The organism is Mesorhizobium sp. (genome assembly GCF_965229135.1).
Taxonomy (GTDB): domain Bacteria; phylum Pseudomonadota; class Alphaproteobacteria; order Rhizobiales; family Rhizobiaceae; genus Mesorhizobium.
Genome location: NZ_OZ245860.1, coordinates 791,595 through 815,231, shown reverse-complemented (window position 1 = coordinate 815,231; position 23,637 = coordinate 791,595). Strand labels below are relative to the sequence as shown.

24 protein-coding genes are annotated in these 23,637 nt (G+C 61.5%); 12 read left to right on the top strand and 12 right to left on the bottom strand.

All coding sequences use genetic code 11. The annotated features are described in order from the left end of the window. The first annotated feature begins 307 nt into the window (after positions 1-307). Positions 308-937, top strand: a complete 630-nt coding sequence (locus ACO07C_RS03915; protein WP_421912921.1) for a MarC family protein — start codon at positions 308-310, stop codon at positions 935-937. A gap of 32 nt (positions 938-969) precedes the next feature. Here the strand turns inward: ACO07C_RS03915 and ACO07C_RS03910 are convergent, their stop codons facing one another. Both ACO07C_RS03910 and ACO07C_RS03905 read right to left on the bottom strand, forming a co-directional pair. After that, the gene (locus ACO07C_RS03910) at positions 970-1,395 is read right to left on the bottom strand and encodes an OsmC family protein (RefSeq protein ID WP_421912920.1); all 426 of its coding nucleotides are present in this window, start codon (positions 1,393-1,395) and stop codon (positions 970-972) included. 133 nt (positions 1,396-1,528) lie between these two features. Further along, positions 1,529-2,050, bottom strand: coding sequence for a single-stranded DNA-binding protein (locus tag ACO07C_RS03905; protein ID WP_421912919.1), 522 nt, complete (start codon positions 2,048-2,050; stop codon positions 1,529-1,531). A 226-nt stretch (positions 2,051-2,276) separates the two neighbouring features. Between ACO07C_RS03905 and ACO07C_RS03900 the strand changes: the two genes are divergently transcribed. The 9 genes from ACO07C_RS03900 (at position 2,277) to ACO07C_RS03860 (ending at position 10,814) form a co-directional block, all read left to right on the top strand. Continuing rightward, positions 2,277-2,591, top strand: a complete 315-nt coding sequence (locus ACO07C_RS03900; protein WP_421912918.1) for an ArsR/SmtB family transcription factor — start codon at positions 2,277-2,279, stop codon at positions 2,589-2,591. Beyond that, the gene (locus ACO07C_RS03895; RefSeq protein WP_421912917.1) at positions 2,588-3,082 is read left to right on the top strand and encodes an SRPBCC family protein; all 495 of its coding nucleotides are present in this window, start codon (positions 2,588-2,590) and stop codon (positions 3,080-3,082) included. Before ACO07C_RS03900 ends, ACO07C_RS03895 begins: the two co-directional genes overlap by 4 nt. Positions 3,083-3,106: 24 nt before the next feature. Then, positions 3,107-3,712, top strand: a complete 606-nt coding sequence (locus ACO07C_RS03890) for an ATP-dependent Clp protease proteolytic subunit (protein ID WP_421912916.1) — start codon at positions 3,107-3,109, stop codon at positions 3,710-3,712. A gap of 166 nt (positions 3,713-3,878) precedes the next feature. After that, a complete protein-coding gene (locus ACO07C_RS03885) occupies positions 3,879-4,112 on the top strand; it encodes a hypothetical protein (RefSeq protein ID WP_421917433.1) in 234 nt (77 codons plus the stop codon). Between the two features lie 714 nt (positions 4,113-4,826). Next, the gene (gene uvrA, locus ACO07C_RS03880; protein ID WP_421912915.1) at positions 4,827-7,748 is read left to right on the top strand and encodes an excinuclease ABC subunit UvrA; all 2,922 of its coding nucleotides are present in this window, start codon (positions 4,827-4,829) and stop codon (positions 7,746-7,748) included. Continuing rightward, the gene (locus tag ACO07C_RS03875; RefSeq protein ID WP_421912914.1) at positions 7,745-8,158 is read left to right on the top strand and encodes a DUF302 domain-containing protein; all 414 of its coding nucleotides are present in this window, start codon (positions 7,745-7,747) and stop codon (positions 8,156-8,158) included. The genes uvrA and ACO07C_RS03875 overlap by 4 nt, the downstream gene beginning before the upstream one ends. Before the next feature lie 13 nt (positions 8,159-8,171). Then, positions 8,172-8,642 carry a GNAT family N-acetyltransferase gene (locus ACO07C_RS03870; protein ID WP_421912913.1) on the top strand — a complete coding sequence of 157 codons (471 nt, stop codon included), beginning with the start codon at positions 8,172-8,174 and terminating at the stop codon, positions 8,640-8,642. A gap of 25 nt (positions 8,643-8,667) precedes the next feature. After that, positions 8,668-9,480, top strand: a complete 813-nt coding sequence (locus ACO07C_RS03865) for a DUF72 domain-containing protein (protein ID WP_421912912.1) — start codon at positions 8,668-8,670, stop codon at positions 9,478-9,480. A gap of 185 nt (positions 9,481-9,665) precedes the next feature. Continuing rightward, positions 9,666-10,814 carry a GGDEF domain-containing protein gene (locus ACO07C_RS03860; protein WP_421912911.1) on the top strand — a complete coding sequence of 383 codons (1,149 nt, stop codon included), beginning with the start codon at positions 9,666-9,668 and terminating at the stop codon, positions 10,812-10,814. Between the two features lie 24 nt (positions 10,815-10,838). Here the strand turns inward: ACO07C_RS03860 and ACO07C_RS03855 are convergent, their stop codons facing one another. The 6 genes from ACO07C_RS03855 to urtA form a co-directional block, all read right to left on the bottom strand. After that, positions 10,839-11,012 (bottom strand): hypothetical protein, encoded by a 174-nt coding sequence (locus tag ACO07C_RS03855; RefSeq protein WP_421912910.1) that lies wholly within the window; start codon positions 11,010-11,012, stop codon positions 10,839-10,841. Between the two features lie 225 nt (positions 11,013-11,237). Continuing rightward, positions 11,238-11,933, bottom strand: a complete 696-nt coding sequence (urtE, locus tag ACO07C_RS03850; protein ID WP_421912909.1) for an urea ABC transporter ATP-binding subunit UrtE — start codon at positions 11,931-11,933, stop codon at positions 11,238-11,240. A gap of 69 nt (positions 11,934-12,002) precedes the next feature. Next, positions 12,003-12,749: an urea ABC transporter ATP-binding protein UrtD gene (gene urtD / locus ACO07C_RS03845; protein WP_421912908.1), complete on the bottom strand. Its 747-nt coding sequence runs from the start codon at positions 12,747-12,749 to the stop codon at positions 12,003-12,005. Between the two features lie 6 nt (positions 12,750-12,755). Then, positions 12,756-13,985, bottom strand: coding sequence for an urea ABC transporter permease subunit UrtC (urtC, locus tag ACO07C_RS03840; protein ID WP_421912907.1), 1,230 nt, complete (start codon positions 13,983-13,985; stop codon positions 12,756-12,758). Then, positions 13,982-15,598, bottom strand: coding sequence for an urea ABC transporter permease subunit UrtB (urtB, locus tag ACO07C_RS03835; RefSeq protein WP_421912906.1), 1,617 nt, complete (start codon positions 15,596-15,598; stop codon positions 13,982-13,984). The genes urtC and urtB overlap by 4 nt, the downstream gene beginning before the upstream one ends. 104 nt (positions 15,599-15,702) lie before the next feature. Continuing rightward, positions 15,703-17,013, bottom strand: a complete 1,311-nt coding sequence (gene urtA / locus ACO07C_RS03830; protein ID WP_421912905.1) for an urea ABC transporter substrate-binding protein — start codon at positions 17,011-17,013, stop codon at positions 15,703-15,705. A 322-nt stretch (positions 17,014-17,335) separates the two neighbouring features. Here urtA and ACO07C_RS03825 point away from each other — a divergent pair, with 322 nt between their 5' ends. Next, on the top strand, positions 17,336-17,731 hold the full coding sequence (locus tag ACO07C_RS03825; protein WP_421912904.1) for a hypothetical protein: 396 nt from the start codon (positions 17,336-17,338) through the stop codon (positions 17,729-17,731). Between the two features lie 61 nt (positions 17,732-17,792). On the opposite strand, the gene ACO07C_RS03820 is transcribed toward ACO07C_RS03825, so the two are convergent. The 3 genes from ACO07C_RS03820 to ACO07C_RS03810 all read right to left on the bottom strand — a co-directional run bounded on the left by ACO07C_RS03820 (position 17,793) and on the right by ACO07C_RS03810 (position 20,413). Further along, a complete protein-coding gene (locus ACO07C_RS03820; protein WP_421912903.1) occupies positions 17,793-19,364 on the bottom strand; it encodes a GMC family oxidoreductase in 1,572 nt (523 codons plus the stop codon). A gap of 48 nt (positions 19,365-19,412) precedes the next feature. Continuing rightward, positions 19,413-19,943, bottom strand: a complete 531-nt coding sequence (locus tag ACO07C_RS03815; protein WP_421912902.1) for a gluconate 2-dehydrogenase subunit 3 family protein — start codon at positions 19,941-19,943, stop codon at positions 19,413-19,415. Between the two features lie 74 nt (positions 19,944-20,017). Beyond that, entirely contained in the window at positions 20,018-20,413 is a 396-nt protein-coding gene (locus tag ACO07C_RS03810) for a VOC family protein (protein ID WP_421912901.1), read from the bottom strand. Positions 20,414-20,650: 237 nt separating this feature from the next. On the opposite strand from ACO07C_RS03810, the gene ACO07C_RS03805 reads away from it, so the two are divergent. Then, entirely contained in the window at positions 20,651-20,953 is a 303-nt protein-coding gene (locus ACO07C_RS03805) for a ribbon-helix-helix domain-containing protein (protein WP_421917432.1), read from the top strand. Between the two features lie 9 nt (positions 20,954-20,962). Here the strand turns inward: ACO07C_RS03805 and cckA are convergent, their stop codons facing one another. Continuing rightward, positions 20,963-23,536 (bottom strand): cell cycle histidine kinase CckA, encoded by a 2,574-nt coding sequence (gene cckA / locus ACO07C_RS03800; RefSeq protein WP_421912900.1) that lies wholly within the window; start codon positions 23,534-23,536, stop codon positions 20,963-20,965. Between the last annotated feature and the right edge of the window lie 101 nt (positions 23,537-23,637).

The window sequence follows — 23,637 nt, the reverse complement described above, 5'->3', positions numbered from 1 at the left end:
AAGCCAGCATGCGGAGAGATCGACGAGGTCGCATCGTCCGAGGCACGCAAGCGAATGGCTGCCTTGTCCGGGCGTGTCCACAGCGGCAGTTGATAGGGCGTCATCCCCACGACCTGCCGGAATGTGCGCGGGGAATGGTAGCGGCTGGTCACGGCCTCACCCGCGCGTTCGGCAAGCGAGATCGGCCGGTCGCTATCAGTTCGGCGCCTATGAATTTCCGCCACGCTCACAGTTTCCCCTGAACCAGCTTTGCTCTACCAATAGGCTGGTTCGGGCCAGTTCTGGCGCGGCCCGGTGGGGAGATCAGATGCCGAGCTTCGACAGCCTGTTCAATGCCTTTGTCACCATTCTCGTGACCATCGATCCGCCCGGCCTGGCGCCTCTGTTCCTTGCCGTGACGCGCGGCATGAACCGCGAGGAGCGCCGGCAGGTTTCCGTCCGGGCCTCGATCATCGGCTTCCTGGTGATGGCGCTGTTCGCGGTCGCCGGTGCGTCGATCCTGTCGGTGTTCGGGATCACGCTGCCTGCCTTCCGCGTCGCCGGCGGCTTCCTGCTGTTCTTCATCGCCTTCGAAATGGTGTTCGAGCGCCGGCAGGACCGCAAGGAGAAGATCGGCGACGTCGCCATCACCAAGGATATGATCCACAACATCGCCGCCTTCCCTCTGGCGATCCCGCTGATCGCCGGCCCCGGCGCGATCTCGGCCACGGTCTTGTTGTCGGGCTCATTCCAGGGCTTCGCCGCCCAGGCGGCGCTGGTCGGCATCATCTTTGTATGCTTGGTCATCACCTATCTAGTGTTCGTGCTGTCGGAACGCATCGACCGCATCCTCGGACAGACCGGCCGCTCGATCCTGACGCGGCTGCTCGGCGTCATCTTGGCGGCTCTGGCCGTGCAGTTCGTCGCCGATGGGATCAAGGCGCTGATGGCAGGCTAGCGCACTGTCTTGTGGGCGAAGCTGCTGCCCAGCTACTTGGCCGTCGTGTCGATCACTTCGAAATCGTGGGTGAGCGTGGCGGTCTTCGCCATCATCGCCGAGGCCGAGCAATATTTCTCGATCGACAGGTCGATCGCCCGTTTCACCTTGTCGTGCGAAAGCGCCCGGCCCTTGACGACGAAATGCATGTGGATACGGGTGAACACCCTGGGCTCGGTCTCCGCCCGGCCGGCGTCGAGTTCGACGACGCAGTCCTCGACCGCCTCGCGGCCCTTTTCGAGGATATGAACGACGTCATAGGCCGAACAGCCGCCCGTGCCGATCAGCAGCAATTCCATCGGGCTCGGTCCCGGCGTCTTGCCGTCCGGTCCGACCGCCGTGCCAAGAACCAACTTGTGGCCGCTGCCGGACTCGCCGACAAAGGTACGCTCCTCGACCCATTTTACCCGTGCCTTCACCGAACTCGCCCTTCCCTCAATTTCCTTGATCGCTCAGACGCCGGTCATCAATGCAAAACCCCGAAAGTCCATAGGACTCTCGGGGCACCATGCTTAACCAAAGTTGCACTCGCCGTTCAGGATCGCATTGCGATCAGAACGGGATTTCGTCGTCCAGCTCGCGCGACGAACCGCCACCGCCGCCACCCCTGGGGGCGCCGCCGCCACGGTTGAAGCCCTCATTCGGGCTGGACTGGCCGAAGTCGGAACCACGGCTGCTGCCGCCACCGGAATACCCGCCGACCTGGCCGCCCTCGCCTTGTCCGCGCGCGTCGAGCATCTGCAGCTCGCCACGGAATTTCTGCAGCACGACTTCCGTCGTGTACTTGTCGGCACCGGTCTGGTCCTGCCATTTGCGTGTCTGCAACTGGCCCTCGACATACACCTTCATGCCCTTCTTCAAGTACTGCTCGGCCACCTTGGCGAGTTGGTCGTTGAAGATGACGACGTTGTGCCACTCGGTCTTTTCCTTGCGCTCGCCGGAATTCTTGTCGCGCCAGCTTTCGGACGTCGCAATGCGGATGTTGACCACCGGTTCGCCCGAGTTCAGGCGCCGGATCTCGGGGTCCGCGCCGAGATTGCCCACCAGAATGACCTTGTTGACGCTACCCGCCATGATACTTCTCCGCGCTCATCCGAAACACATTTTTGTTGGCGTACCTTACAGGCTGCGGACAATCCTCGCCTGCCGTGGCTGCCTTTTCCCACAAGGTTTTTGTTCTCTTTTCGTTCCTATATGCATAGCCGCTTATTGTCAAGGAATGGCGGCAGTGCCTGGCAAACTCATATGGGTTCGAAAAGAGCGCTTGCCAAATCGATAAGTATACACTTATGCTTTCATCATGATCGAAGCTGAGATTTTCCGGGCCCTGGCGGACCCCACACGCCGTGCCGTATTCGAGCGTCTCGCCACAAACGAGATGAGCGTGTCCGAGCTGCGCAACGGGCTGACGGTGTCGCAGCCGGCCGTGTCCCAGCATCTGGCTGTGCTAAGAGGCGCCGGCCTCGTGATCGAGCGGCGAGCCGGCCGCAACGCCTATTACCGCGCCGACCCGCGGGGGCTCGCTCCCCTGCTCTCCTGGATCGATCGCTACCGCGCCTTCTGGCCGGAGCGGATCGAAAAGCTGAAGACGGTTTTAAAGGACATGGATCAATGAGGGACACGAAATCAATGATCGCCGAAAGCCAGGACAAGAACGCCCAGGATGCGATCGAGTTCGAGTACGACCTTCCCGAGCCGCCGGAAAAGGTGTGGCGGGCGCTGACCGTGCCAGAACTGCTCGCAGCCTGGATGATGCCGAACGACATCAGGCCCCAGGCCGGCAGCCGGTTTTCCTTCGCCGGGCCAGAGGCAACGATAGAATGCGAAATCCTCGACGCCGAGCCCGGGCGGCTGTTGCGTTATTCCTGGCGGGAGCGGCACCGCGATGCCACGCGCCAGGACGCACTCGACAGCACCGTTACGTTCACACTCGCGCGCACCGTTACCGGCGGGACGCATCTGCGCATTGTCCATGACGGGTTTGGCCGCAAGGCGATGCCGGCTGTTGCCATGGCCGGCGCCAACTGCCGGCTTTCGCTGGGGTTGGGCAATTCCAGGAAGCCTATCGCCGCGAACACCCATCCGCCGATGCTGCGCGCGGCTTGAACAAGGACAATGGAGATGAAGGCCATGAGTGGTGTCGCCAGTCTGGTGCCGATGGTGATCGAGCAGTCGAGCCGCGGCGAACGCGCCTTCGACATTTTCTCGAGGCTTCTGCGCGAGCGCATCATCTTCATCAACGGAGAGGTCAACGACGACATGTCGGCGCTGGTCTGCGCCCAGCTGCTTTCACTCGAATCGGACAATCCCGACAAGGAGATATCGCTCTACATCAACTCGCCTGGCGGCGTGGTGACCAGCGGCTTCGCCATCTACGACACGATGCAATACATCAGCTGCCCGGTGTCGACGGTGTGCATGGGATTTGCCGCGTCGATGGGTTCATTCCTGCTCATGGCCGGTACACCAGGGCGCCGCATCTCACTGCCCAACGCCACCATCCTGCTGCACCAGCCGTTGGGCGGCTTCCAGGGCCAGGCCTCCGACATCCAGCGTCATGCCGAGCGCATTGGGCGGACAAAGCGCCACATGACCGAGCTCTACGCCCGGCATTGCGGGCGCACCTATGAAGAGGTCGAACGCACGCTGGACCGCGACCATTTCATGACCGCTCGCGAGGCCAGGGAATGGGGTATCGTCGACCATGTTTTTGACACGCGCAAACAGGCGGCATGACGACCGAGAGCTCGCGAGCTGAGCAGAAGTCGATCAGCTGGCTGCCTTTTTTGCCGACGCCGCTCTGGTTTCGCTCCGGTCACGGCACTATAGTTCGCCGATGCTCGGAAAAACGTCACACATTGGGTTGAACCGACTGATCGTTGGCATCGCCGTAACCGCAACCATGGCTTGCGGCGCGGCATATGCCGAAGACGGTCAGGCGCCGGCTCAGAACGGCGCCCTGCCCGGTGTGACCGGCGACTATCGTATCGCCAAACCCGCACCTCAGCCTGAACCCGACGACGCGCTCCCCGGCAGTGGGAACGGCCAGTTCAGGATCGGCAACACGGATGTCAGGATCTCCGGCAGCATCACCGTGGATGTCGGCGCCGGCGGAATCAAGCCTTCCAACCGGTAGGCCAAAGCCTGCGGCGCTTCGATCTCCCGCATCAAACAAAGCAAGCTTCAAACAAACGACCCCGCCGCTGCTTCCGCAAACGGTCGGGGCCTATTGGATATCGAATCCAATTTGTCGGAGGGAGTCCTTCCGACTTTCACTTCGGATGCTTCGCGGCGTTCAGCCGACGACCCGACTAGCAGTCTTTGATTTTCGTGGGGACCGGCAGGTCACGGTTTGTCGGGCGGCGCAAACGCTGAAGCCCTGACACTTATGCCTGCCGCGGTTCCAGTGATACCTGGAACCCATGGGGACTATCCGGTGGCGTCATGGCTCCGCTCCTCTGTCCGTTTCGACATTTGTCGTTCGAAGCGCAAATCGCGGATGCCTGCGGCGTCTCGCAGGCCGCCCCCTGGGCGGCGAGGCCATCGAAAGACGGCCGGCTTCGTTGACGTTCGGAGTCTGCTCCCCTGACGCGGGGACGTCAACCTTTCAATAGCCGGTTATGAAAAATGTGATCGTTGAGACGCTTAGAGAGGCCGTTTGACAAGCCGCTTTTGTCAGGAGCGTGTTCGGCCTTTGTTCTTTCCGCTTGCCCCTTCGCAGGAAAGACGGTTAAACGAATTCGTCGAGAACCGCGGTGTCCCTCGACGTTGCGGCAATAATACCTACATAGGGGATGGTCGGGAAAACCCGCCAATCCCACGAATTCAAAATTTGAGGCGGCGACCGGCGATGGCCGACCATAAATATCTTTCCATTCGCGGGGCGCGCGAACACAATCTGAAGAACGTCGATCTCGACCTGCCGCGTGACAGCCTTATCGTCATGACTGGCCTGTCGGGATCCGGCAAGTCATCGCTCGCCTTTGACACCATTTATGCCGAAGGTCAGCGGCGCTATGTCGAAAGCCTTTCGGCCTATGCGCGGCAATTCCTCGAAATGATGCAGAAGCCGGACGTCGACCAGATCGACGGCCTTTCTCCCGCCATCTCCATCGAGCAGAAGACCACCTCGAAGAACCCGCGATCGACGGTCGGCACCGTCACCGAGATCTACGACTATATGCGCCTCCTTTTCGCGCGTGTCGGCGTGCCCTATTCGCCGGCCACCGGCTTGCCGATCGAGAGCCAGACAGTCAGCCAGATGGTCGACCGCGTGCTGGCCGTCGAAGAAGGCACCCGCCTGTTCATCCTGGCGCCGATGGTGCGCGGCCGCAAAGGCGAATACCGCAAGGAACTGCTGGAGCTTCAGAAGAAGGGATTTCAGCGCGTCAAGGTCGATGGCGTATTCTACGAGATCGCCGACGTGCCGGCGCTGGACAAGAAATACAAGCATGACATCGACGTCGTCGTCGACCGCATTGTCGTGCGCGGAGACCTGGCGACGCGACTTGCCGATTCCATCGAAACCGCGCTGAAGCTGGCCGAAGGGCTGGCCGTGGCCGAGTTCGCCGACAAGCCGCTCGATGCCAGCCAGACCGGCGCGGACTCGGTCAACAAGTCCAAGAACGAGACGCATGAGCGCATCTTGTTCTCGGAAAAGTTCGCTTGTCCGGTATCCGGCTTCACCATTCCGGAAATCGAGCCGCGGCTTTTCTCTTTCAACAATCCGTTCGGCGCCTGCCCGACCTGCGATGGTCTCGGCAGCCAGCGAGCCATCGACGCCAGCCTGATCGTTCCCGACGAAAATGTCTCGCTGCGCGATGGCGCCGTCAGCCCTTGGGCAAAGTCGACCTCGCCCTATTATTCTCAAACGCTGGAAGCGCTTGGCAAGGCCTATGGCTTCAAGCTCGGCGACAAGTTCAAGGACCTGACCGCTGAGGCCCAGGAGGCCATCCTGCGTGGCACCGGCGAGCGTGAAGTCACTTTCCAGTATGATGACGGCTTGCGCTCCTACAAGACGACAAAGACCTTCGAGGGCGTCATTCCCAATCTGGAGAGGCGCTGGAAGGAGACCGAATCCGCATGGATGCGCGAGGAGATCGAGCGCTTCATGTCGGCCACGCCCTGCCCTGTCTGCAAGGGCTACCGGCTGAAGCCCGAGTCGCTGGCCGTGAAAATCGCAGGCAAGCACATTGGCGAGGTCACCGAGTTGTCGATCCGCAAGGCCGACCAGTGGTTCACCGACCTGCCCGGCGCTCTCAACGACAAGCAGAACGAGATCGCGGTGCGCGTGCTCAAGGAGATTCGCGAGCGGCTGCGCTTCCTCAACGATGTCGGGCTCGACTACCTGACCTTGTCGCGCAATTCCGGCACGCTCTCGGGTGGCGAAAGCCAGCGCATTCGCCTGGCGTCGCAGATCGGCTCTGGCCTCACCGGCGTGCTCTATGTGCTGGACGAGCCGTCGATCGGCCTGCACCAGCGCGACAACGCACGTTTGCTCGAGACGCTCAAACATTTGCGAGACATCGGCAACACGGTGATCGTGGTCGAGCATGACGAGGACGCCATCCTGCACGCCGACTATGTCGTCGACATGGGACCGGCAGCCGGCATCCATGGCGGCGAGATCATCGCGCAGGGAACTCCGCGGCAGGTGATGGCCAATCCCAATTCGATCACCGGCAAATATCTGTCGGGCGAACTGGAGGTGGCAACGCCGGGCGTGCGGCGTGAAGCGAAGAAGGGTCGTCGGCTGAAGGTGGTCGGCGCGCGCGGCAACAACCTGAAGAACGTCACCGCCGAAATCCCGCTGGGTACCTTCACCGCCGTCACCGGCGTGTCGGGCGGCGGCAAGTCGACCTTCCTGATCGAGACGCTGTTCAAGGCGGCCTCCCGCCGCATCATGGGCTCACGCGAACATCCGGCCGAACACGATCGCATCGAGGGTCTCGAATTCCTCGACAAGGTCATCGACATCGACCAGTCGCCGATCGGACGCACACCGCGCTCGAACCCGGCCACCTATACCGGCGCCTTCACCCCGATCCGCGACTGGTTCGCCGGCCTGCCCGAGGCCAAGGCGCGCGGCTATCAGCCCGGCCGTTTCTCGTTCAACGTCAAGGGCGGCCGCTGCGAGGCTTGCCAGGGCGACGGCGTCATCAAGATCGAGATGCACTTCCTGCCCGACGTCTACGTCACCTGCGACGTCTGCCACGGCAAGCGCTATAACAGGGAGACGCTCGACGTCCTGTTCAAGGGCAAGTCCATCGCCGACGTGCTTGACATGACGGTCGAGGAAGGCGTCGATTTCTTCGCCGCCGTGCCTGCCGTGCGCGACAAGCTCGACACGCTCAAGCAGGTCGGCCTCGGTTACATTCACATCGGCCAGCAGGCGACGACGTTGTCGGGCGGCGAGGCGCAACGCATCAAGCTCGCCAAGGAATTGTCGCGCAAGGCGACCGGCAAGACGCTCTACATTTTGGACGAGCCAACCACCGGCCTGCATTTCCACGATGTCGCCAAGCTGCTGGAAGTGCTGCACGAACTGGTCGATCAGGGCAATACCGTGGTGGTCATCGAGCACAATCTGGAAGTCATCAAGACTGCCGACTGGGTGCTCGACCTGGGCCCCGAGGGCGGCGACGGTGGCGGCGAGCTTGTCGCCTCCGGCACGCCGGAAGCCATTGTCCGCGAGAAGCGAAGCTACACTGGCCAGTTCCTCAAGGAACTGCTGGAGCGGCGCCCCGGAGGCAAGCGCGAAGCGGCGGAATGATGGCCGACAAGGGTCTCATCACCATCCAGGCCCGCTTCGGCGTGGCCGAAACCATCGACCGGCTGATCGAGACCGTGCAACGAGCCGGCTTTCTCGTCTTTGCGCGCATCGATCATGCGGCCGGCGCACGCGATGTCGGCTTATCGCTGCGTCCCACCGAATTGCTGATCTTCGGCAATCCCAAGGGTGGCACACCGCTTATGCTGGACAGGCAACTAGCCGGCATCGACCTGCCGGTAAAGGCGCTTGCCTGGGAAGACGAACAAGGCACGGTCTGGCTTTCCTACAACGATCCTCACTGGATTGCAGAGCGTCACGCCCTGGGCGATGCAAGTCGCGATGCCGTCACTGCGATGTCTGAGGGGATGGAAAAGGTCATCCAAGCCGCTGCGGGCACCAGCCAGCCATGAGCATCAGCCAGCCATGAATATCAGACCCGCACTTGCCGACGATCTCGCCGCCATCGTCCGGCTGACAGAGGCTGCCTATGGGCACTACATCACCTTGCTTGGCGGTCCGCCACTCCCGATCACCGAGGATTACGCCCCGCGAATTGCGCGGGGCGAAGTCACCCTCATCGAAGAAGACGGATCCGTGGCGGGCCTGCTGGTTCTCGAACGGCATTTGGATTACAGCCTGATCTTCAGCGTTGCGGTTGCGCCCGGCTTTCAGGGCAAGGGTTTCGGCGTCTCGCTGCTCAGGCAAGCGGACGAGCAAACGCTACGCTGGGGCTTGCCGGAAGTGCGGCTCTTCACCAACGCCAGGATGGAACGGAACATCGCGATCTATCAGGCATACGGCTATCGGGAGACCGGTCGCGGTCCCAATCCGTACCGGGCAGGATGGACGCTCGTCCACATGGCAAAACCCGTCGATCAGATCACGACGGTCTGATTTTTCTGAATTCGGGAGGACGACAATGAGCAAATCGGGAACAATCCGCTCCGGCATGGGTGGCTGGACCTTCGAACCGTGGGACACGTCCTTCTACCCGGACAAGTTATCGAAGGCCAAGCAGTTGCAATATGCCACTCGGCAGGTGCCGAGCATCGAGGTCAACGGCACCTATTATTCCAGCTTCAAGGAACCGACCTTCGTCAAATGGGCAAGTGAGGCGCCGGACGGTTTCGTCTATTCGCTGAAGGGCAACCGCTTCGTCACCAACCGGCGCGTGCTGGGGGAAGCCGGCGAATCCATGATGAGGTTCCTGGGCTCTGGCGTTGCGGCGCTTGGTGAAAAACTAGGGCCGATCCTCTGGCAGTTCGCGCCGACCAAGAAGTTCGATCCGGATGATTTCGAGGCCTTTCTGAAACTGCTGCCGGAAAGGCAGGACGGCGTCGCGCTCCGCCACGCGCTTGAGGTGCGTAACGACAGTTTCATCGTGCCGGAATTCGTGGCTCTGGCGCGCAAGTACAAGGCGGCCATCGTCTATGCCGATCACGCCAAATATCCTGATATCGCGGATGTCACCGGTGATTTCGTCTATGCACGGCTGCAAACCGGCAGCGACGACAATCCCGATTGCTACACGGCGAAGGGCCTCGATGAGTGGGCCGAGCGGGCCAAGACCTGGGCGCAAGGCAAGCAACCGGACGACCTGCGGCGTGCCGACCCCTCAACCGAGGCGCCAGTCCAGCCGCGGGACGTGTTCGTCTACTTCATCACCGAGGGCAAGGTTCGGGCGCCATTCGGGGCGATGGCGTTGATGAAGCGCCTAGTCGACTGGCGATAATTTGCCGGCTATCGATCCTTTTTGTGCCGCGTAGCGAGCCTGTCTCATACGCTTTTAAAGCGTAGCAAGGCAGCTATTCGTGGCATCTTCCGCACCATCGTAACCTTATCGACACTTCCTTGCTGCATGAATGCGCGACGCCAAGCCGCAACGCTGGAGCCGCCGCCGGCAGGGAAAAGAGGGGCATGTCGCTCGACTACACTTCACTTCTGCTGGCTGTCGGTTTCTCCGCTGCCTGCCTGGGCCTGACATTGTTCGGCATGTGGCTGACGGCGCGCTCGGAGCGCTTCCTGCTGACATGGGCGATCAGCCTGTTGTTGGTGGTCGGGGACATCTTCGTCTATGACGCCTATATCGACATGCCCGGGCGCCTGCTCGGCGTTGCCAGCATTGCCTTTCTCCTGCTTGGCTTTTCGACCATGCTGGGCGCGGCCCACCAGTTCAGAACCGGCGGATCGCCGACACGGCGAACGGTACTTGGCGGAATGTCCCTGGTCGTGGCGCTGCCCCCCATGGCTCTTGGCTATGACGGGCTGGGCTTTATGTTTGAAAACAGTTTTGCGGCCTTGCTGCTGTTTGCAACGGCACGTGAATACTGGAAAGGCCGCGACGAAGCACCAGCGCTGACGATAGGCATCTCCGCACTCTATTCCGCCACCGCCATGTCCTTCGCGCTTTGCGCGATTGTTCTCGCCTGGGATGGAAAGCTTGTCCTCGGACATGCGCCAAGCAATTGGGCCGAGGAATTGAGCCTCATCATCGTCATCGCCAGCATGACCGGGATCGGCGCGCTGTCCCTGGCGCTCAACCAGGGACGCCTTGCCAGGCATCATCGCCGCAATGCGCTGACCGACCCGTTGACGGGCCTGCTCAACCGTCGCGCCTTGTTTGACCTGCACGGCAATGGTCCTGTCGGTGCGTTTACGGCGGTGGTTGTCTTCGACCTCGACAGCTTTAAGGCGATCAACGATGAATTCGGCCACGCCACCGGCGATGAAGTTCTGAGGGTGTTCGCCAGGGAACTTACCGGCAATCTTCGCTCGACCGATGTCGCCGCGCGGATGGGAGGAGAAGAATTCGCGCTGGTGCTCAAACGGACCCTGCCTGAGACTGTCGAGGCAGCCGCGGAGCGCATACGCACCGCTTTCGCCGCGTGCAGGATCGAAACGGAGGATGGTCCCCTGACATGCACGGTCAGCGCGGGATTCGCCTTCGGCACGAACGAAGGCATGAGCTTCGACAAGGTGCTCAGCGCGGCCGACAAGGCGCTCTATGACGCCAAGCGCGACGGCCGCAACCGAGTTGCCGCCTCTGCGTTTCGCCGCGCCAGCTGACGCAGTTCGAGCGAAGGCCAGCCCTTATGTCGAAACGACCTCATTGTAGGCGTCGAGGTCTACATAGAAGACCTTGGTCATCTCCTCGATGACCTCGTCCTGATCATATCCCTGAGATCTTAGGATATTGATGGCTGTCATGATGTCGACACGCTCGGTGAGCCGTCGTTTCTGATGGTCTTCGACGAAATGTTCCATAGGCTGTCCCTGGCCTGTGTGCCTAACGCGCTGAACAACAATCAGATCACAGGAGGGAAGCTAGGAAAGCTTGCTTGCGTGGAACTTGCCGGCTCTGCCCGCGCCGTCCCCTGATCTGTCACGCTGAGACTGTTACGGAAAGCGGCCGACTCACCAAGGCCAAGCAAAGATTAACACGCAACTTGCGGCACACCAGAGTTGCATGACAATAGATAGGCAGAAGGCCTATACGGTCAGGAATTTCCGCACATCCGCCCGGTCGAGATCTGCCGCGGGGCCAGTATGGACGATCTGGCCACGGTCCATGATGTTGACCTCGTCGGCAAGCTCACGGCAGAAATCCAGATATTGCTCGACCAGCAACACGGCGATGCCCGCCTGGTCACGCAGATAGCGAATGGCGCGGCCGATATCCTTGATAATCGACGGCTGGATGCCTTCGGTCGGCTCGTCCAGGACGAGCAGTTTCGGTCTCATTACCAAGGCTCTGCCAATGGCAAGCTGCTGCTGCTGCCCTCCGGACAAGTCGCCGCCGCGCCGCGACAGCATCTGCTTAAGCACCGGGAACAGTTCGAACACATAGGCTGGCACATTGCGGTCGGCACGCCGCAGCGGCGCGAAGCCCGATTCGAGATTTTCCCGCACCGTGAGCAGCGGAAAGATCTCCCTGCCCTGCGGCACGAATGCGATGCCCGACTGGGCGCGGTCATACGCCGCGCTCCGGTCGAGCGCCTTCCCCTCGAAGGCAACGCTTCCGCTCGTCAGCCGGTGATGGCCAACGATCGATCTCATCAAACTTGTCTTGCCGACACCGTTGCGGCCCAGCACGCAAGTGATCTTGCCGGCATCCGCTTTCAGAGACACGCCACGCAGCGCCTGGGCGGCGCCGTAGTGGAGTGTGGCGTTCGACACTTCGAGCATGTCAGCGCCTCTTCCAGAACCGAAGAAGCCGCGGATCGAAGCGATGAAATTGAACCCGCCAGATCATGCTCATCTCCCCAGATAGACTTCGACGACACGCTCGTCGGCTGAAACGAAATCGAGCGAGCCTTCGGAGAGCACGGAACCCTCATGCAGGCAGGTGACTTTCACCCCCAATTCGCGCACGAAATGCATGTCGTGCTCGACCACGATGACCGAATGGTCGCGCGCGATGTCCTTGAGCAGCCGCGCGGTCTCCTCGGTCTCGGCATCGGTCATGCCGGCGACCGGCTCGTCGACCAGCAGCAGCTTCGGGTCCTGCGCCAGCAGCATGCCGATCTCCAGCCATTGCTTCTGGCCGTGGCTCAGATTGGCGGCCATCTCGTGGCGTTTGTCGCCAAGCCGGATGATGCCGAGAATGTCGTCGATCTGCCGCGCCTCTGTCACTGTGCGGCGGTGGAACAGCGCGGGAAAAATCGAGCGCGGCCCCTTCAATGCCAGTAAAAGATTCTCCTCGATCGTGTGGTTTTCGAAGACGGTCGGCTTCTGGAACTTTCGGCCGATGCCCATCATGGCGATCTCGGCCTCATCGTGCTTGGTCAGGTCGACCTGGCCATCGAAGAACACCTCGCCCTCGTCAGGGCGCGTCTTGCCGGTGACGATGTCCATCATCGTCGTCTTGCCGGCGCCATTGGGTCCGATGATGGCGCGCATCTCGCCCCTGTCGAGCACCAGCGACAGGCTGTTGATGGCACGGAACCCGTCGAAGGATACAGAGACTCCGTCGAGATAGAGAATGGTGTTCGACTTGCTCATGGTCACCTACTCCGCCGCCTGCGGTTCAGGGTCGGACCAGGACCATTCGCCTGGGTTTCTCGCTGGCGAGAGGGCAGGCTTCGATGTCGCGGACACGGTTTCAACCTCGGTGCCTTCCTCTTCAGCGACCGAGGCGGCACGCAACGCCCTCGCATTGCCGCGCCAGCTATCCCACATGCCGATGATGCCCTTCGGCAAGAGCAAGGTGACGGCGACGAACAGGCCTCCAAGCGCGAACAGCCAGAATTCTGGCAGCACCCCGGTGAACCAGGATTTGCCGGCATTGACCAGCAGGGCGCCGACGATCGGTCCGACGATGGTGCCGCGTCCGCCGACGGCGGCCCAGATGACGATCTCGATCGAGTTGGACGGCGCGAACTCGCCAGGGTTGATGATGCCGACCTGTGGCACGTAGAGCGCTCCGGCAATGCCTGCCATCACGGCCGACACGGTGAAGGCGAACAGCTTGACGTTCTCCGCCCGCCAGCCAAGGAACCGCGTGCGGCTTTCGGCGTCGCGCACCGCCATCAGCAGCTTGCCGTATTTGGAACTGATGATGGCCCAGGTGGCAAGGACCGCAAGTGCGAGCGCCAGGGCGCTTGCCGCAAACAGCGCCGAGCGGGTGGCATCCGCCTGCACGTTGAAGCCGAGGATATCCTTGAAATCGGTGAGGCCGTTATTGCCGCCGAAACCCATGTCGTTGCGGAAGAAGGCAAGCAGCAGCGCATAGGTCATCGCTTGGGTGATGATGGACAGGTAGACGCCGGTGACGCGGCTTCGGAAGGCGAACCAGCCAAAGACGAAGGCGAGCAGGCCGGGCACGGCCAGCACCATGATCGCGGCGAACCAGAAATGGTCGAACCCGTACCAGAACCACGGCAGTTGCTTGTAGTTCAGGAAGACCATGAAATCAGGCAGCACCGGATTGCCGTAAACGCCGCGCGAGCCGATCTGGCGCATCAGATACATGCCCATCGCGTAGCCGCCGAGCGCGAAGAAAGCGCCGTGGCCGAGCGAAAGGATGCCGCAATACCCCCAGACGAGATCCAGCGCCAGGGCGAGCAGCGCATAGCACAGATACTTGCCGGTCAGCGCCACGATGTAGGACGGCACATAGAAGGCGCTTGCCGGCGACACCGCCAGATTGAGGACCGGCACGATGATGGCCGCCGCCAGCAGCAGAAAGATGGTGATGGCAATGCGGCGGTCCGCGCCGAAGAAGCGGCTGGTGATCATGCTTCCACCGCCCTGCCCTTGAGCGCGAACATGCCGCGCGGGCGCTTCTGGATGAACAGGATGATCAGCACCAGCACGACGATCTTGCCAAGCACGGCGCCGGCGTATGGCTCGAGGAACTTGTTGAGGATACCGAGCGAGAAGGCGCCGACGAATGTGCCCCAGAGATTGCCGACGCCACCGAAGACCACGACCATGAAACTGTCGATGATGTAGCTCTGGCCGAGATTGGGCGAGACATTGTCGATCTGGCTGAGCGCGACGCCGGCTATGCCGGCGATGCCGGAGCCGAGCGCGAAGGTCAGCGCATCCACCCATGGCGTCCTGATGCCCATCGACGCCGCCATGCGCCGGTTTGCGGTGACGGCGCGCATCTGCAGGCCCCAGGGGGTGCGTTTCATCACGTAGAGCAGCACGCCGAACACCACGAGCGCGAACACCAGGATCCAAAGCCGGTTCCATGTGATGGCAAGCTGTCCGACATCGAAGGAGCCCGACATCCACGACGGATTGCCGACCTCGCGATTGCTGGGGCCAAAGATGGAGCGCACCGCCTGCTGCAGGATCAATGATACGCCCCAGGTCGCCAGCAGCGTTTCGAGCGGCCGCCCGTAGAGGAAGCGGATGACGCCACGCTCGATGACAAGACCAACCAGCGCCGCGACCAGGAAGGCGAGCGGCAGCGCGATGACCAGCGACCAATCGAATAGGCCGGGATAGGACGTGCGGATCACCTGCTGGACGACGAAGGTCGTGTAGGCGCCGAGCATCACCATCTCGCCATGCGCCATGTTGATGACGCCCATGACACCGAAGGTGATGGCAAGCCCGATCGCCGCCAGCAGCAACACCGAGCCCAGCGAAATGCCGTACCAGATGTTCTGTCCGGCATCCCAGAAAGCCAGCGTCGAATTGATGTGCGCGATCGCGGCCGTCGCCGCTTCCTTGACTGCTCCAGAGGCGTTGGCCTCGACGGAGGTGAGGAGCGACACCGCGCCGCGGTCGCCACGCGTACCGATCAAGGCAATCGCGGCGAGCTTGTCTGGGTCTGGCTTGTCTGAAACCAGCACGGAGGCGGCACGCGCCTGCTCCAGCAAAGCCTTGACGCTCGCCACGCTTTCACTGGCGATCGCTGCGTCGAGCGGCCCGATATTGGCGGCGTCCGGTGTCTTGAACATGGTGTCGGCGGCGGCGATGCGGACAGTCGGATCCTTGGAGCCAAGCGTCAACGTGCCCAATGCATCGCGGATGGTACGGCGCAAGGTGTTGTTGACGCTGATCTGGGTTAAGTCGTCCGCTGAAGCCTCGCCTGCCGCCTCGCCGCTGAGCGGATCGAAAAGCTGGACGTTCTCGTCGCCTTCCTTACCGACAAACACCATCGAGTCGGCCGTACGAATGTAAAGATTGCCTTCCGCCAATGCAGCAAGCGGCCGTTCGACAGCCGGATCGCCCGTGGCCGTCAACTCTTGGACGACAGCTCCTGTCTCGGAAAAGTCCGCCGCCGTTGCGAATTTGCCGATGATGGCACGCAAATCGGCTTCCGCGGCGCCCGAAGACGACAGCGTCGTCAGCAGGAGCAACAGCGTCAGTCCCATCGCGTGGATAATCTTCATCGGTTTTGTTGACCCTTGAAGGTTAAGTGAGCGTCCGGACAGTGAATCCACCGTCCGGACGCGCGCGGTCGTGGACAGGACCCGAAGGGCCAGTCCGGGGAGGATCAGTTCGTGCCCTTGCCGCCGCACTTGCCGGTTTTGACGTTGAAGTTGCCGCAGCTGAGCGGCGCGCGCCAATCGGAAATCAGGTCCTTGGAATCGGGCAGATAGTCTGACCATTCGTCGCCCATCACCAGGCCCGGCGTCTTCGAGACCGTCTGGAACTGGCCGTTGGCCTGGATTTCACCGATCAGCACCGGCTTGGTGATGTGGTGGTTCGGCATCATCGTCGCGTAACCGCCGGTCAGGTTAGGCACCGCAACGCCGATCATGGCATCGATGACCTTGTCCGGATCAGTGGTGCCGGCCTTTTCAACCGCCTTCACCCACATGTTGAAGCCGATATAGTGGGCTTCCATCGGGTCGTTGGTGGTGCGCTTGTTGTTCTTGATGAACTTGTGCCAGTCGGCAATGAACTTCTTGTTCTCGGGCGTGTTGACGCTCTCGAAATAGTTCCAGGCGGCGAGATGGCCGACCAGCGGCTTGGTGTCGAGCCCGGCAAGCTCTTCCTCGCCAACGGAGAATGCCATCACCGGGATGTCCTCGGCCTTGATGCCCTGGTTGCCGAGTTCCTTGTAGAACGGCACGTTGGCATCACCGTTGACAGTCGAGACGACGGCGGTCTTCTTGCCGGCGGAACCGAACTTCTTGATCGCCGAAACTTCGGTCTGCCAGTCGGAGAAGCCGAACGGCGTGTAGTTGGTCATGATGTCTTCGGCGGCAACCCCCTTCGACTTCAGATAGGCTTCGAGGATCTTGTTGGTGGTGCGCGGATAGACATAGTCGGTGCCTTCCAGCACCCAACGCTTCACCGAGCCGCCGTCCTTGCTCATCAGATAGTCGACGGCGGGGATGGCCTGCTGGTTCGGAGCCGCCCCGGTGTAGAACACGTTGCGCTCGCTTTCCTCGCCCTCATACTGGACAGGATAGAACAGGATGTTGTCGAGTTCCGAGAACACCGGCAGAACCGATTTGCGCGACACCGATGTCCAGCAGCCGAACACCACCGCCACCTTGTCCTTGGAAATGAGCTCGCGCGCCTTTTCGGCGAACAGCGGCCAGTTGGATGCCGGATCGACGACGACAGCCTCCAGCTTCTTGCCGAGCAGGCCGCCCTTGGCGTTCTGCTGCTCGATGAGCATCAGCATCGCGTCCTTCAGCGTCGTCTCGGAAATCGCCATTGTACCCGACAGGGAATGGAGAATACCGACCTTGATCGTGTCGTCAGCCGCCTTCGCCGGAACGGCCGTCAAAAGTCCCGCCGCGACCACACTTGCTGAGATCATTCTTGTTATCGTCGAAAAACTGCCCCTCATATTCGTACACTCCAACCATGTTGTTGCACCGCGATGGGCCATGCAACCGCCATGCCAACCGGTTGAGTGATCTCGAGGCATCAAAAATACCATATATATATCAATTATTTAGATATATTAGATTGCCCGCATTAAATGAGACGGGTTAGAATCAGATTGAGAGAATTTTACGCAACGCACAACGCTTATGCCTAATTTTCGCACAAACTGGAAAAGTGCCCAAACTTTGACCTTGGCAGGCGCACTTTACGTGGCCGCTGACATCAATCATTGCGGCGCCGCCAAAAAATAGGGCAAGCTCAGGTCTCAAGCGAGCAACGTCATGGCATCCATCATTTCACGCATTTTCGGCATATTGCTTCTGCTCACGACGACCACCAGCGCGCGAGCCGACTTCACGGATGGCAAGCTGCCGGACGGCGTCTATCACTGCGAGGTCTATCTTCTGGGACTGTTCCTGAATCTCGGCGACATCACCATCAAGGGCAGCGTCTACAGCGGACCTGTGACGTTCGGTCCTCCCCAGCAGGGCTACAACTACCAGATGGATGCAAACGGCGTGATCAGCTGGCTGGGTCCACTCGGCGGCTACACAAGCGGCGGCAACTCGATCTCGCTTACCCAGGCAACGCTGGATGGCACAAGCGCCCCATCCTTCGACATCATCATGAAGCAGTCCGACGGTGCCTTTACCGCGTCGACCTGCACCAGGCGCTGAGCCAAAAAAGAAAGCGCGGAACCCATGGGGTTCCGCGCCTCAGTCACTCGGGAGGCCTGCTTCAGATGGTCTTGGCCGACATTTGCCCGGCGATGTAGTCGGCCTGGCGGATTGCCAGCGAAACGATCGTCAGGGTTGGGTTTTCAGCGGCACCCGTGGTGAACTGGCTGCCATCCGACACGAACAGGTTCTTGATGTCGTGCGCCTGGCCGTGCTTGTTGACGACGCCGTCCTCCGCCTTCTCGCTCATCCGGTTGGTGCCGAGATTATGGGTCGACGGATAGGGCGGCGTTGGAAACGTGCGCGTCGCGCCAACCGCCGCGTAAAGTGCCGAACCCTGCTTGTAGGCGTGGTTGCGCATCGCCGTGTCGTTGGGATGGTCGTCGAAGTGCACATCGGCGATGGGCATGCCGTGTTCATCCTTCATGTCGGCATGCAGCGTGATGCGGTTTTCGGCGCGCGGCATGTCCTCGCCGACAATCCACAGGCCGGCCATGTGGTCGTAGTGATCAAGCGCCGTCGTGAAAGATCGGCCCCAGGCGCCCGGATCGAGGAAGGCCGCCATGAATGGCAGGCCGAGAGAAAGCGTTTCGAACTCATAGCCGCCGACAAAGCCGCGTGATGGATCGTGACGCGCCTCGTCGCGGATGATGCCGGCCATGGTGGTTCCGCGATACATGTGCACCGGCTTGTCGAAGATGGCGTAGACCGAGCCGGTGGTGTGGCGCATGTAGTTCTTGCCCACCTGCCCCGACGAATTGGCAAGACCATCGGGAAACCTTGCCGATGCCGAGTTGAGCAGCAGCCGCGGGCTTTCGATGGAATTTCCGGCGACAGCGACGATGCGCGCTTTCTGCTCCTGCAGCTTGCCGTCCTTGTCGGCGTAGACGACGCCGGTTACCTTGCCGGACGCGTCATGGTTGATCTTGATTCCCATGGCGTTCGGGCGGACCTCGAGATGTCCGGTCGCCTCGCCCTTGGGAATCTCGGTGTAGAGCGTCGACCACTTCGCGCCCCATTTGCAGCCCTGGAAACAGAAGCCGGTCTGCTGGCAGGAATTGCGGTCGTCGCGGGGCTCCGAATTGATCGCCATACGGCCGGTGTGGCATTCCTTGTAGCCAAGCTTGTCGGCGCCGGCCTTCAGGACCTTGAAGTTGTTGTTGCCCGGCAAGCCTGGAATATTGTTGGTGCGCGTCACGCCCATCTTGTCCTCGGCCTTGGCATAGTAAGGCTCGAGATCCGCAAGCGTGATCGGCCAGTCAAGCAGGCTTGCTCCCTCCACCTTGCCGTAGGTCGAGAGCGTCTTGAATTCGTGCTCCTGGATGCGCAGCGACGCCCCTGCCCAATGGGTGGTCGAGCCGCCCACCGATTTGACGATCCAGGCCGGCAGGTTGGGAAAATCCTTCGCCACCCGCCAGTCGCCCGACGTTGTGCGCTTGTCCTTCCAGGCGAGTTGGGCGAACGAATCCCACTCGTCATTGATGAAATCCTCGAACTCGTGGCGGGCGCCCGCCTCCAGGATCACGACATCTATGCCCTTCTGGGCGAGCTCATTGCCGAGCGTGCCGCCGCCGGCGCCCGAACCGATAATGACGACCACGCCATCGTTCTTGAGATCAAATGGTGCTGCCATGGTTTCCTCCCATGATGTCCTGTTTATGGGTTGCCGAGACGAAGGGGCTCAGAGCCACTCGATGTCACTGAACCCGCGCGATATGTAGCCGCCCTTGGAATAGGACTCGCCCTCGTAGCCGAAGATCGGCCAGACCTCCTTCTGGTTGTAGAGGCCGACGACGAGACCGCCGCGAATGGCCTGGAAGAACGGCGTCGCCTCGACCTGCTTGAGCACGGCGACGCGCTGGTCTTCCCAGCCGAGGTTGCGATAGCCACCGGGCCCGGCCTTCGTGTCGAGGTCGGCAATGCCGTTTTCAATCATGGTCTTGTAGGCGGCATCCTTGCCGGCCTGTTCGTCATGACCCTTGACGGCGATTGCGTAATGTTTGTCGGGGACCTGATCGTGCGGATAGATGTCGCGCGCCATCTGGATCAGCGTCGCCATCGTTTCGGGCTTGAGCGTCGACGTCTCGAGACCCCAGGCATGCTCCGGGCTGATGACCGCGCTGCCGGAGATGACCAGCAATGCCCCGACACCACCACGTTTCAAAAGCTCCCGACGGGAAAGCCCAGGCTTCCTGTCATAGATCGTGACCATATTTTCCTCCCTGCTTGCTATTCGCACCTTGAGGTGCCGTTGCTGGCGCCGCGCCTCCTGGCGCGGCCCGCCTCCTATTTGAACCTGCCGCGACGCTCCAGGACCTCGATCTTGTAGCCGTCGGGATCCTCGATGAAGAAAAAGCGGGCGATGAATGCGCCGTCGCGGTTGAACTCGACGATTTTCTTGGGACTGAGGCCGAGCGCGCCAAGCCGGTCGTGCTCGCCGTCGAGATCGGCAACGGAAACGGCAAGGTGGCCGTAGCCATCGCCAAGCGCATAAGGCTCTGTCCGGCCTTTGTTGACCGTCAACTCGACCTCGAAATCGGATGCCGTATTGCTGAGATAGACAAGGGTGAAGGTCTCGAAATCCAGCCTCTCGGCCACATCGAGCCCGAACGCGTTTTGGTAGAAACCGACGGAGCGGCTCTCATCGAGAACCCGGATCATGCTGTGGATAACCTTCGCCAAATCAGTCTCCGTCGCTGTATGCTTCGAAGCGATTATGAGCGGCGCGGGCAAAAGGTGGTGGCAGCCGGTTACCACGCCCAAAACCGTGATCGGCCCTGAGGGCCGATAGAGGACGAAAGTCCGATTGCCCTAAGGGCATTTTTGCCGGAAGATGGCGGCGGGGACAGGATGCACGACGCCAACGGCATCCGCGACCTGTCCACCCAAGAGCAACAATCGATAATGGGAGGTTTTCGGATGTGCAGGGTTTTTGCGGGCCAAGACCCCGAAGGCTATCGCCAGATCAACCGTTCGATCCGAATTGACGGACATTCGACGAGCATACAGCTCGAAGCGACTTTTTGGGCATTGCTCGATGAAATCGCCGAGAGCCAGGGCCTGACGACGCCGAAATTCATCTCGAAGCTCTACGATGAAGCAATCGAGATCAACGGCGCAATTCCAAACTTCGCCTCCATGCTGCGCACGACTTGTGCTCTCTATCTGCGCGGCCACCGGCCGGAGATGGACGAGTTGACGCCGAAGCGGGAAGCCGCCTGATCGGCGGCCCTACGATTCGAGAACGTCCTTGACGATCGTTGCCAGTTGCTTGAGCGAGAACGGTTTGGGCAGGAAGCCGAAATGCGCGTCGGCCGGCAGGTTCCGGGCGAATGCGTCCTCCGCATAGCCGGATACGAAGACGAACTTGATATCCGGCTGCCGTTTGCGCAGTTCCCCGAGCAGGGTCGGCCCATCCATTTCCGGCATCACCACGTCGGACACCACGATGTCGACCTTGCCGCCAAGCGCCTCGAAAACCTCAAGCGCTTCCACGCCCGACGACGCCTCGTGCACGGTATACCCGCGTGATGTCAGTGCCCGCACGCCGCCCATGCGCACCGCGTCCTCGTCCTCGACCAGCAGCACGGTGGCCGATCCCGACAGATCCTTGCCGGCGTCCGGGATCTTCACGGGCGCAACCGGCGCCTCCCCGGGCTCGCCAGCCTTCTTCACCTCAGCGATGTGGCGCGGCAGGAAGATGCGGAACGTCGACCCCTTTCCGACCTCGGAATCGCAGAAAATGAAACCGCCGGTCTGCTTGATGATTCCATAGACCATGGAAAGGCCCAGTCCCGTGCCCTTGCCAACTTCCTTGGTGGTGAAAAAGGGTTCGAAAATCTTCTTGAGCACATCCGGCGCGATTCCGCTTCCGGTGTCCTCGACCTCCACCACGACATAGTCGGCAGGCGTGAGCTCGCGGTATGAGAAGGTCTTGCACTCCTCGGCGGTCACATTGCGCGTGCGCACCGTCAGATCGCCGCCAGCCGGCATTGCGTCGCGCGCATTGACGGCCAGGTTGACCACCACCTGCTCGAACTGGCCGATATCGACCTTGACCGGCCACAGGTCGCGACCATGGTCCACCTTGAGCTTGATGTCGTTGCCGACCAGCCGGGCCAGCAGCATCCGGAGATCCGCCAGCACGTCGGTCAGGTTCAGCACCTCCGGCCGCAGCGTCTGCTTGCGCGAAAACGCGAGCAGCTGCCGGACCAGCGAGGCCGCACGGTTGGCGTTCTGCTTGATGTTCATGATGTCCGGGAAAGACGGGTCGGACGGCCGGTGGTTGGTCAACAACAGGTCCGACGCCATGATGATGGCGGTCAGCACATTGTTGAAGTCGTGCGCGATGCCGCCCGCGAGCTGGCCAACGGCCTGCATCTTCTGGCTCTGCGCCATCTGCCCTTCGAGCGCCTTCTGCTCGGTGGTCTCGACCGCATAGACGATTGCCGATTCCTCGGCTCCTTCGCCGCCTGTACCGTCTGCGACCGCATTGACGTAAAAGCGTATATGCCTCTCGTCATTGCCGGGCAGCAGCGTGTCGATCGGCTCGATGTCGGCCTGCCGCTGCCGCGCCTTCTCGAAGGCCGCGGCGAAAGCCGGCCGGTCGCGCTCATGAATCACCGTGTCGAGCCGCACGCGGCGATCGACCGCATCGCGATCGACGACGGAGGAAAACAGCGACAGGAATGGCGCATTGGTGCGCAGGATTCGGCCATTGTGATCGACGCCCGCGATGGCCATCGGCGTCGAATTGAAGAAGCGCGTGAAGCGAACTTCCGACGCACGAAGGTCGGCCGATGCGTCCTCGCCTTGCGTTCGATTGAGCACGATCGTCCGCGTCGGGCCATTCAGCCCCTCGCGGCTCGCCGAAACGCGGTGCATGAAGCGCACCGGCAGGGCCTCGCCGGTCATCGTCGTCAGATCGAGATCGATGACCGCGTTGCGCGTCGAGCCGGGGTCGGCCTTGACGGAACGAACCAGCGCCATGCCGTCACCGGCGACGATCTCGGAAAGCGATACCGCGCCCGGCGTGAAACTGGCGAGATCAATTCCCAGCCACTCCGCCAGCGTGGCGTTGATGTAGGTGACGCGACCGTCCTGGTCGGCGGAAAAGAAGCCGGCGGGCGCATGGTCGAGATGATCGATAGCCTGTTGCAGGTCGAGAAAGAAGCGCTCCTGCTCGGCGCGTTCCTGCGAAATATCGGCAAGTTGCCAGGCCAGCATCGGCAGCCGCTGCCCGGGAACACTGAAAGCACGGGCGCGGGCCCGGTACCAGCGCGCGCCCGGTTCGGCGCCTGGTCGAATGGACTGCGCCAGGCGAAACTCGCCGTCACCGGGCTGTCCGTCGCGCAGCCCGGATGCAAGCCTGTATATGGTGACCGAGGCCTCCGACACATCCGAGAGCAACCCTTCGACCGTCTTCAGATCCGTGGCGGATGACGCCCCCGTCATGTCGGCATAGGCACGGTTGGCGTAGATGACGCGGCCTTTGGTGTCTGTGACGAGGAGCCCTTGCGACATCGAATCCACAAACGCCTTCGACAGTTCGTCACCCGTCGAGCGCGGCGTGATCTGAACGAAGCCGATCGCGGTGGCGAACAGGAAGCCAACGCCGATCATCGCCAGAACGCCCAGCATGCCGAGCAGGAAGGGGTCGCCCAGGCGATCGCGAAAAAGACCGAAGACAATCGCCGCGCCGGTCAGGACGACGATGAAGACAACGAGCCGAATGACCGCTCCCGGTCGCGTATTCTGGTCGACGATAGGTACCGGATAGAAATCGCCGCGCGCTTCCTTGGCCATGTGCCCCCTGCTCGTGAATTCCGGTGTTCCGACACCTGCCCCTAACGGGTTGAATCATATTCTCCTAATCCGGAAAAGGCCTCGGTCGCAAATGTCCGATA

Bases quoted from the DNA above. Each gene is read 5' to 3' on its own strand.
- urtA (WP_421912905.1), bottom strand. From the start codon at position 17,013: ATGAGGGGCAGTTTTTCGACGATAACAAGAATGATCTCAGCAAGTGTG.
- ACO07C_RS03805 (WP_421917432.1), top strand. From the start codon at position 20,651: ATGTGCAGGGTTTTTGCGGGCCAAGACCCCGAAGGCTATCGCCAGATC.
- ACO07C_RS03825 (WP_421912904.1), top strand. From the start codon at position 17,336: ATGGCATCCATCATTTCACGCATTTTCGGCATATTGCTTCTGCTCACG.
- ACO07C_RS03890 (WP_421912916.1), top strand. From the start codon at position 3,107: ATGAGTGGTGTCGCCAGTCTGGTGCCGATGGTGATCGAGCAGTCGAGC.
- urtB (WP_421912906.1), bottom strand. From the start codon at position 15,598: ATGAAGATTATCCACGCGATGGGACTGACGCTGTTGCTCCTGCTGACG.
- urtD (WP_421912908.1), bottom strand. From the start codon at position 12,749: ATGAGCAAGTCGAACACCATTCTCTATCTCGACGGAGTCTCTGTATCC.
- ACO07C_RS03870 (WP_421912913.1), top strand. From the start codon at position 8,172: ATGAATATCAGACCCGCACTTGCCGACGATCTCGCCGCCATCGTCCGG.
- urtC (WP_421912907.1), bottom strand. From the start codon at position 13,985: ATGATCACCAGCCGCTTCTTCGGCGCGGACCGCCGCATTGCCATCACC.
- ACO07C_RS03900 (WP_421912918.1), top strand. From the start codon at position 2,277: ATGATCGAAGCTGAGATTTTCCGGGCCCTGGCGGACCCCACACGCCGT.
- ACO07C_RS03855 (WP_421912910.1), bottom strand. From the start codon at position 11,012: ATGGAACATTTCGTCGAAGACCATCAGAAACGACGGCTCACCGAGCGT.
- ACO07C_RS03875 (WP_421912914.1), top strand. From the start codon at position 7,745: ATGATGGCCGACAAGGGTCTCATCACCATCCAGGCCCGCTTCGGCGTG.
- ACO07C_RS03815 (WP_421912902.1), bottom strand. From the start codon at position 19,943: ATGGTCACGATCTATGACAGGAAGCCTGGGCTTTCCCGTCGGGAGCTT.
- ACO07C_RS03865 (WP_421912912.1), top strand. From the start codon at position 8,668: ATGAGCAAATCGGGAACAATCCGCTCCGGCATGGGTGGCTGGACCTTC.
- cckA (WP_421912900.1), bottom strand. From the start codon at position 23,536: ATGGCCAAGGAAGCGCGCGGCGATTTCTATCCGGTACCTATCGTCGAC.
- ACO07C_RS03915 (WP_421912921.1), top strand. From the start codon at position 308: ATGCCGAGCTTCGACAGCCTGTTCAATGCCTTTGTCACCATTCTCGTG.
- urtE (WP_421912909.1), bottom strand. From the start codon at position 11,933: ATGCTCGAAGTGTCGAACGCCACACTCCACTACGGCGCCGCCCAGGCG.
- uvrA (WP_421912915.1), top strand. From the start codon at position 4,827: ATGGCCGACCATAAATATCTTTCCATTCGCGGGGCGCGCGAACACAAT.
- ACO07C_RS03860 (WP_421912911.1), top strand. From the start codon at position 9,666: ATGTCGCTCGACTACACTTCACTTCTGCTGGCTGTCGGTTTCTCCGCT.
- ACO07C_RS03895 (WP_421912917.1), top strand. From the start codon at position 2,588: ATGAGGGACACGAAATCAATGATCGCCGAAAGCCAGGACAAGAACGCC.
- ACO07C_RS03885 (WP_421917433.1), top strand. From the start codon at position 3,879: ATGGCTTGCGGCGCGGCATATGCCGAAGACGGTCAGGCGCCGGCTCAG.
- ACO07C_RS03820 (WP_421912903.1), bottom strand. From the start codon at position 19,364: ATGGCAGCACCATTTGATCTCAAGAACGATGGCGTGGTCGTCATTATC.
- ACO07C_RS03905 (WP_421912919.1), bottom strand. From the start codon at position 2,050: ATGGCGGGTAGCGTCAACAAGGTCATTCTGGTGGGCAATCTCGGCGCG.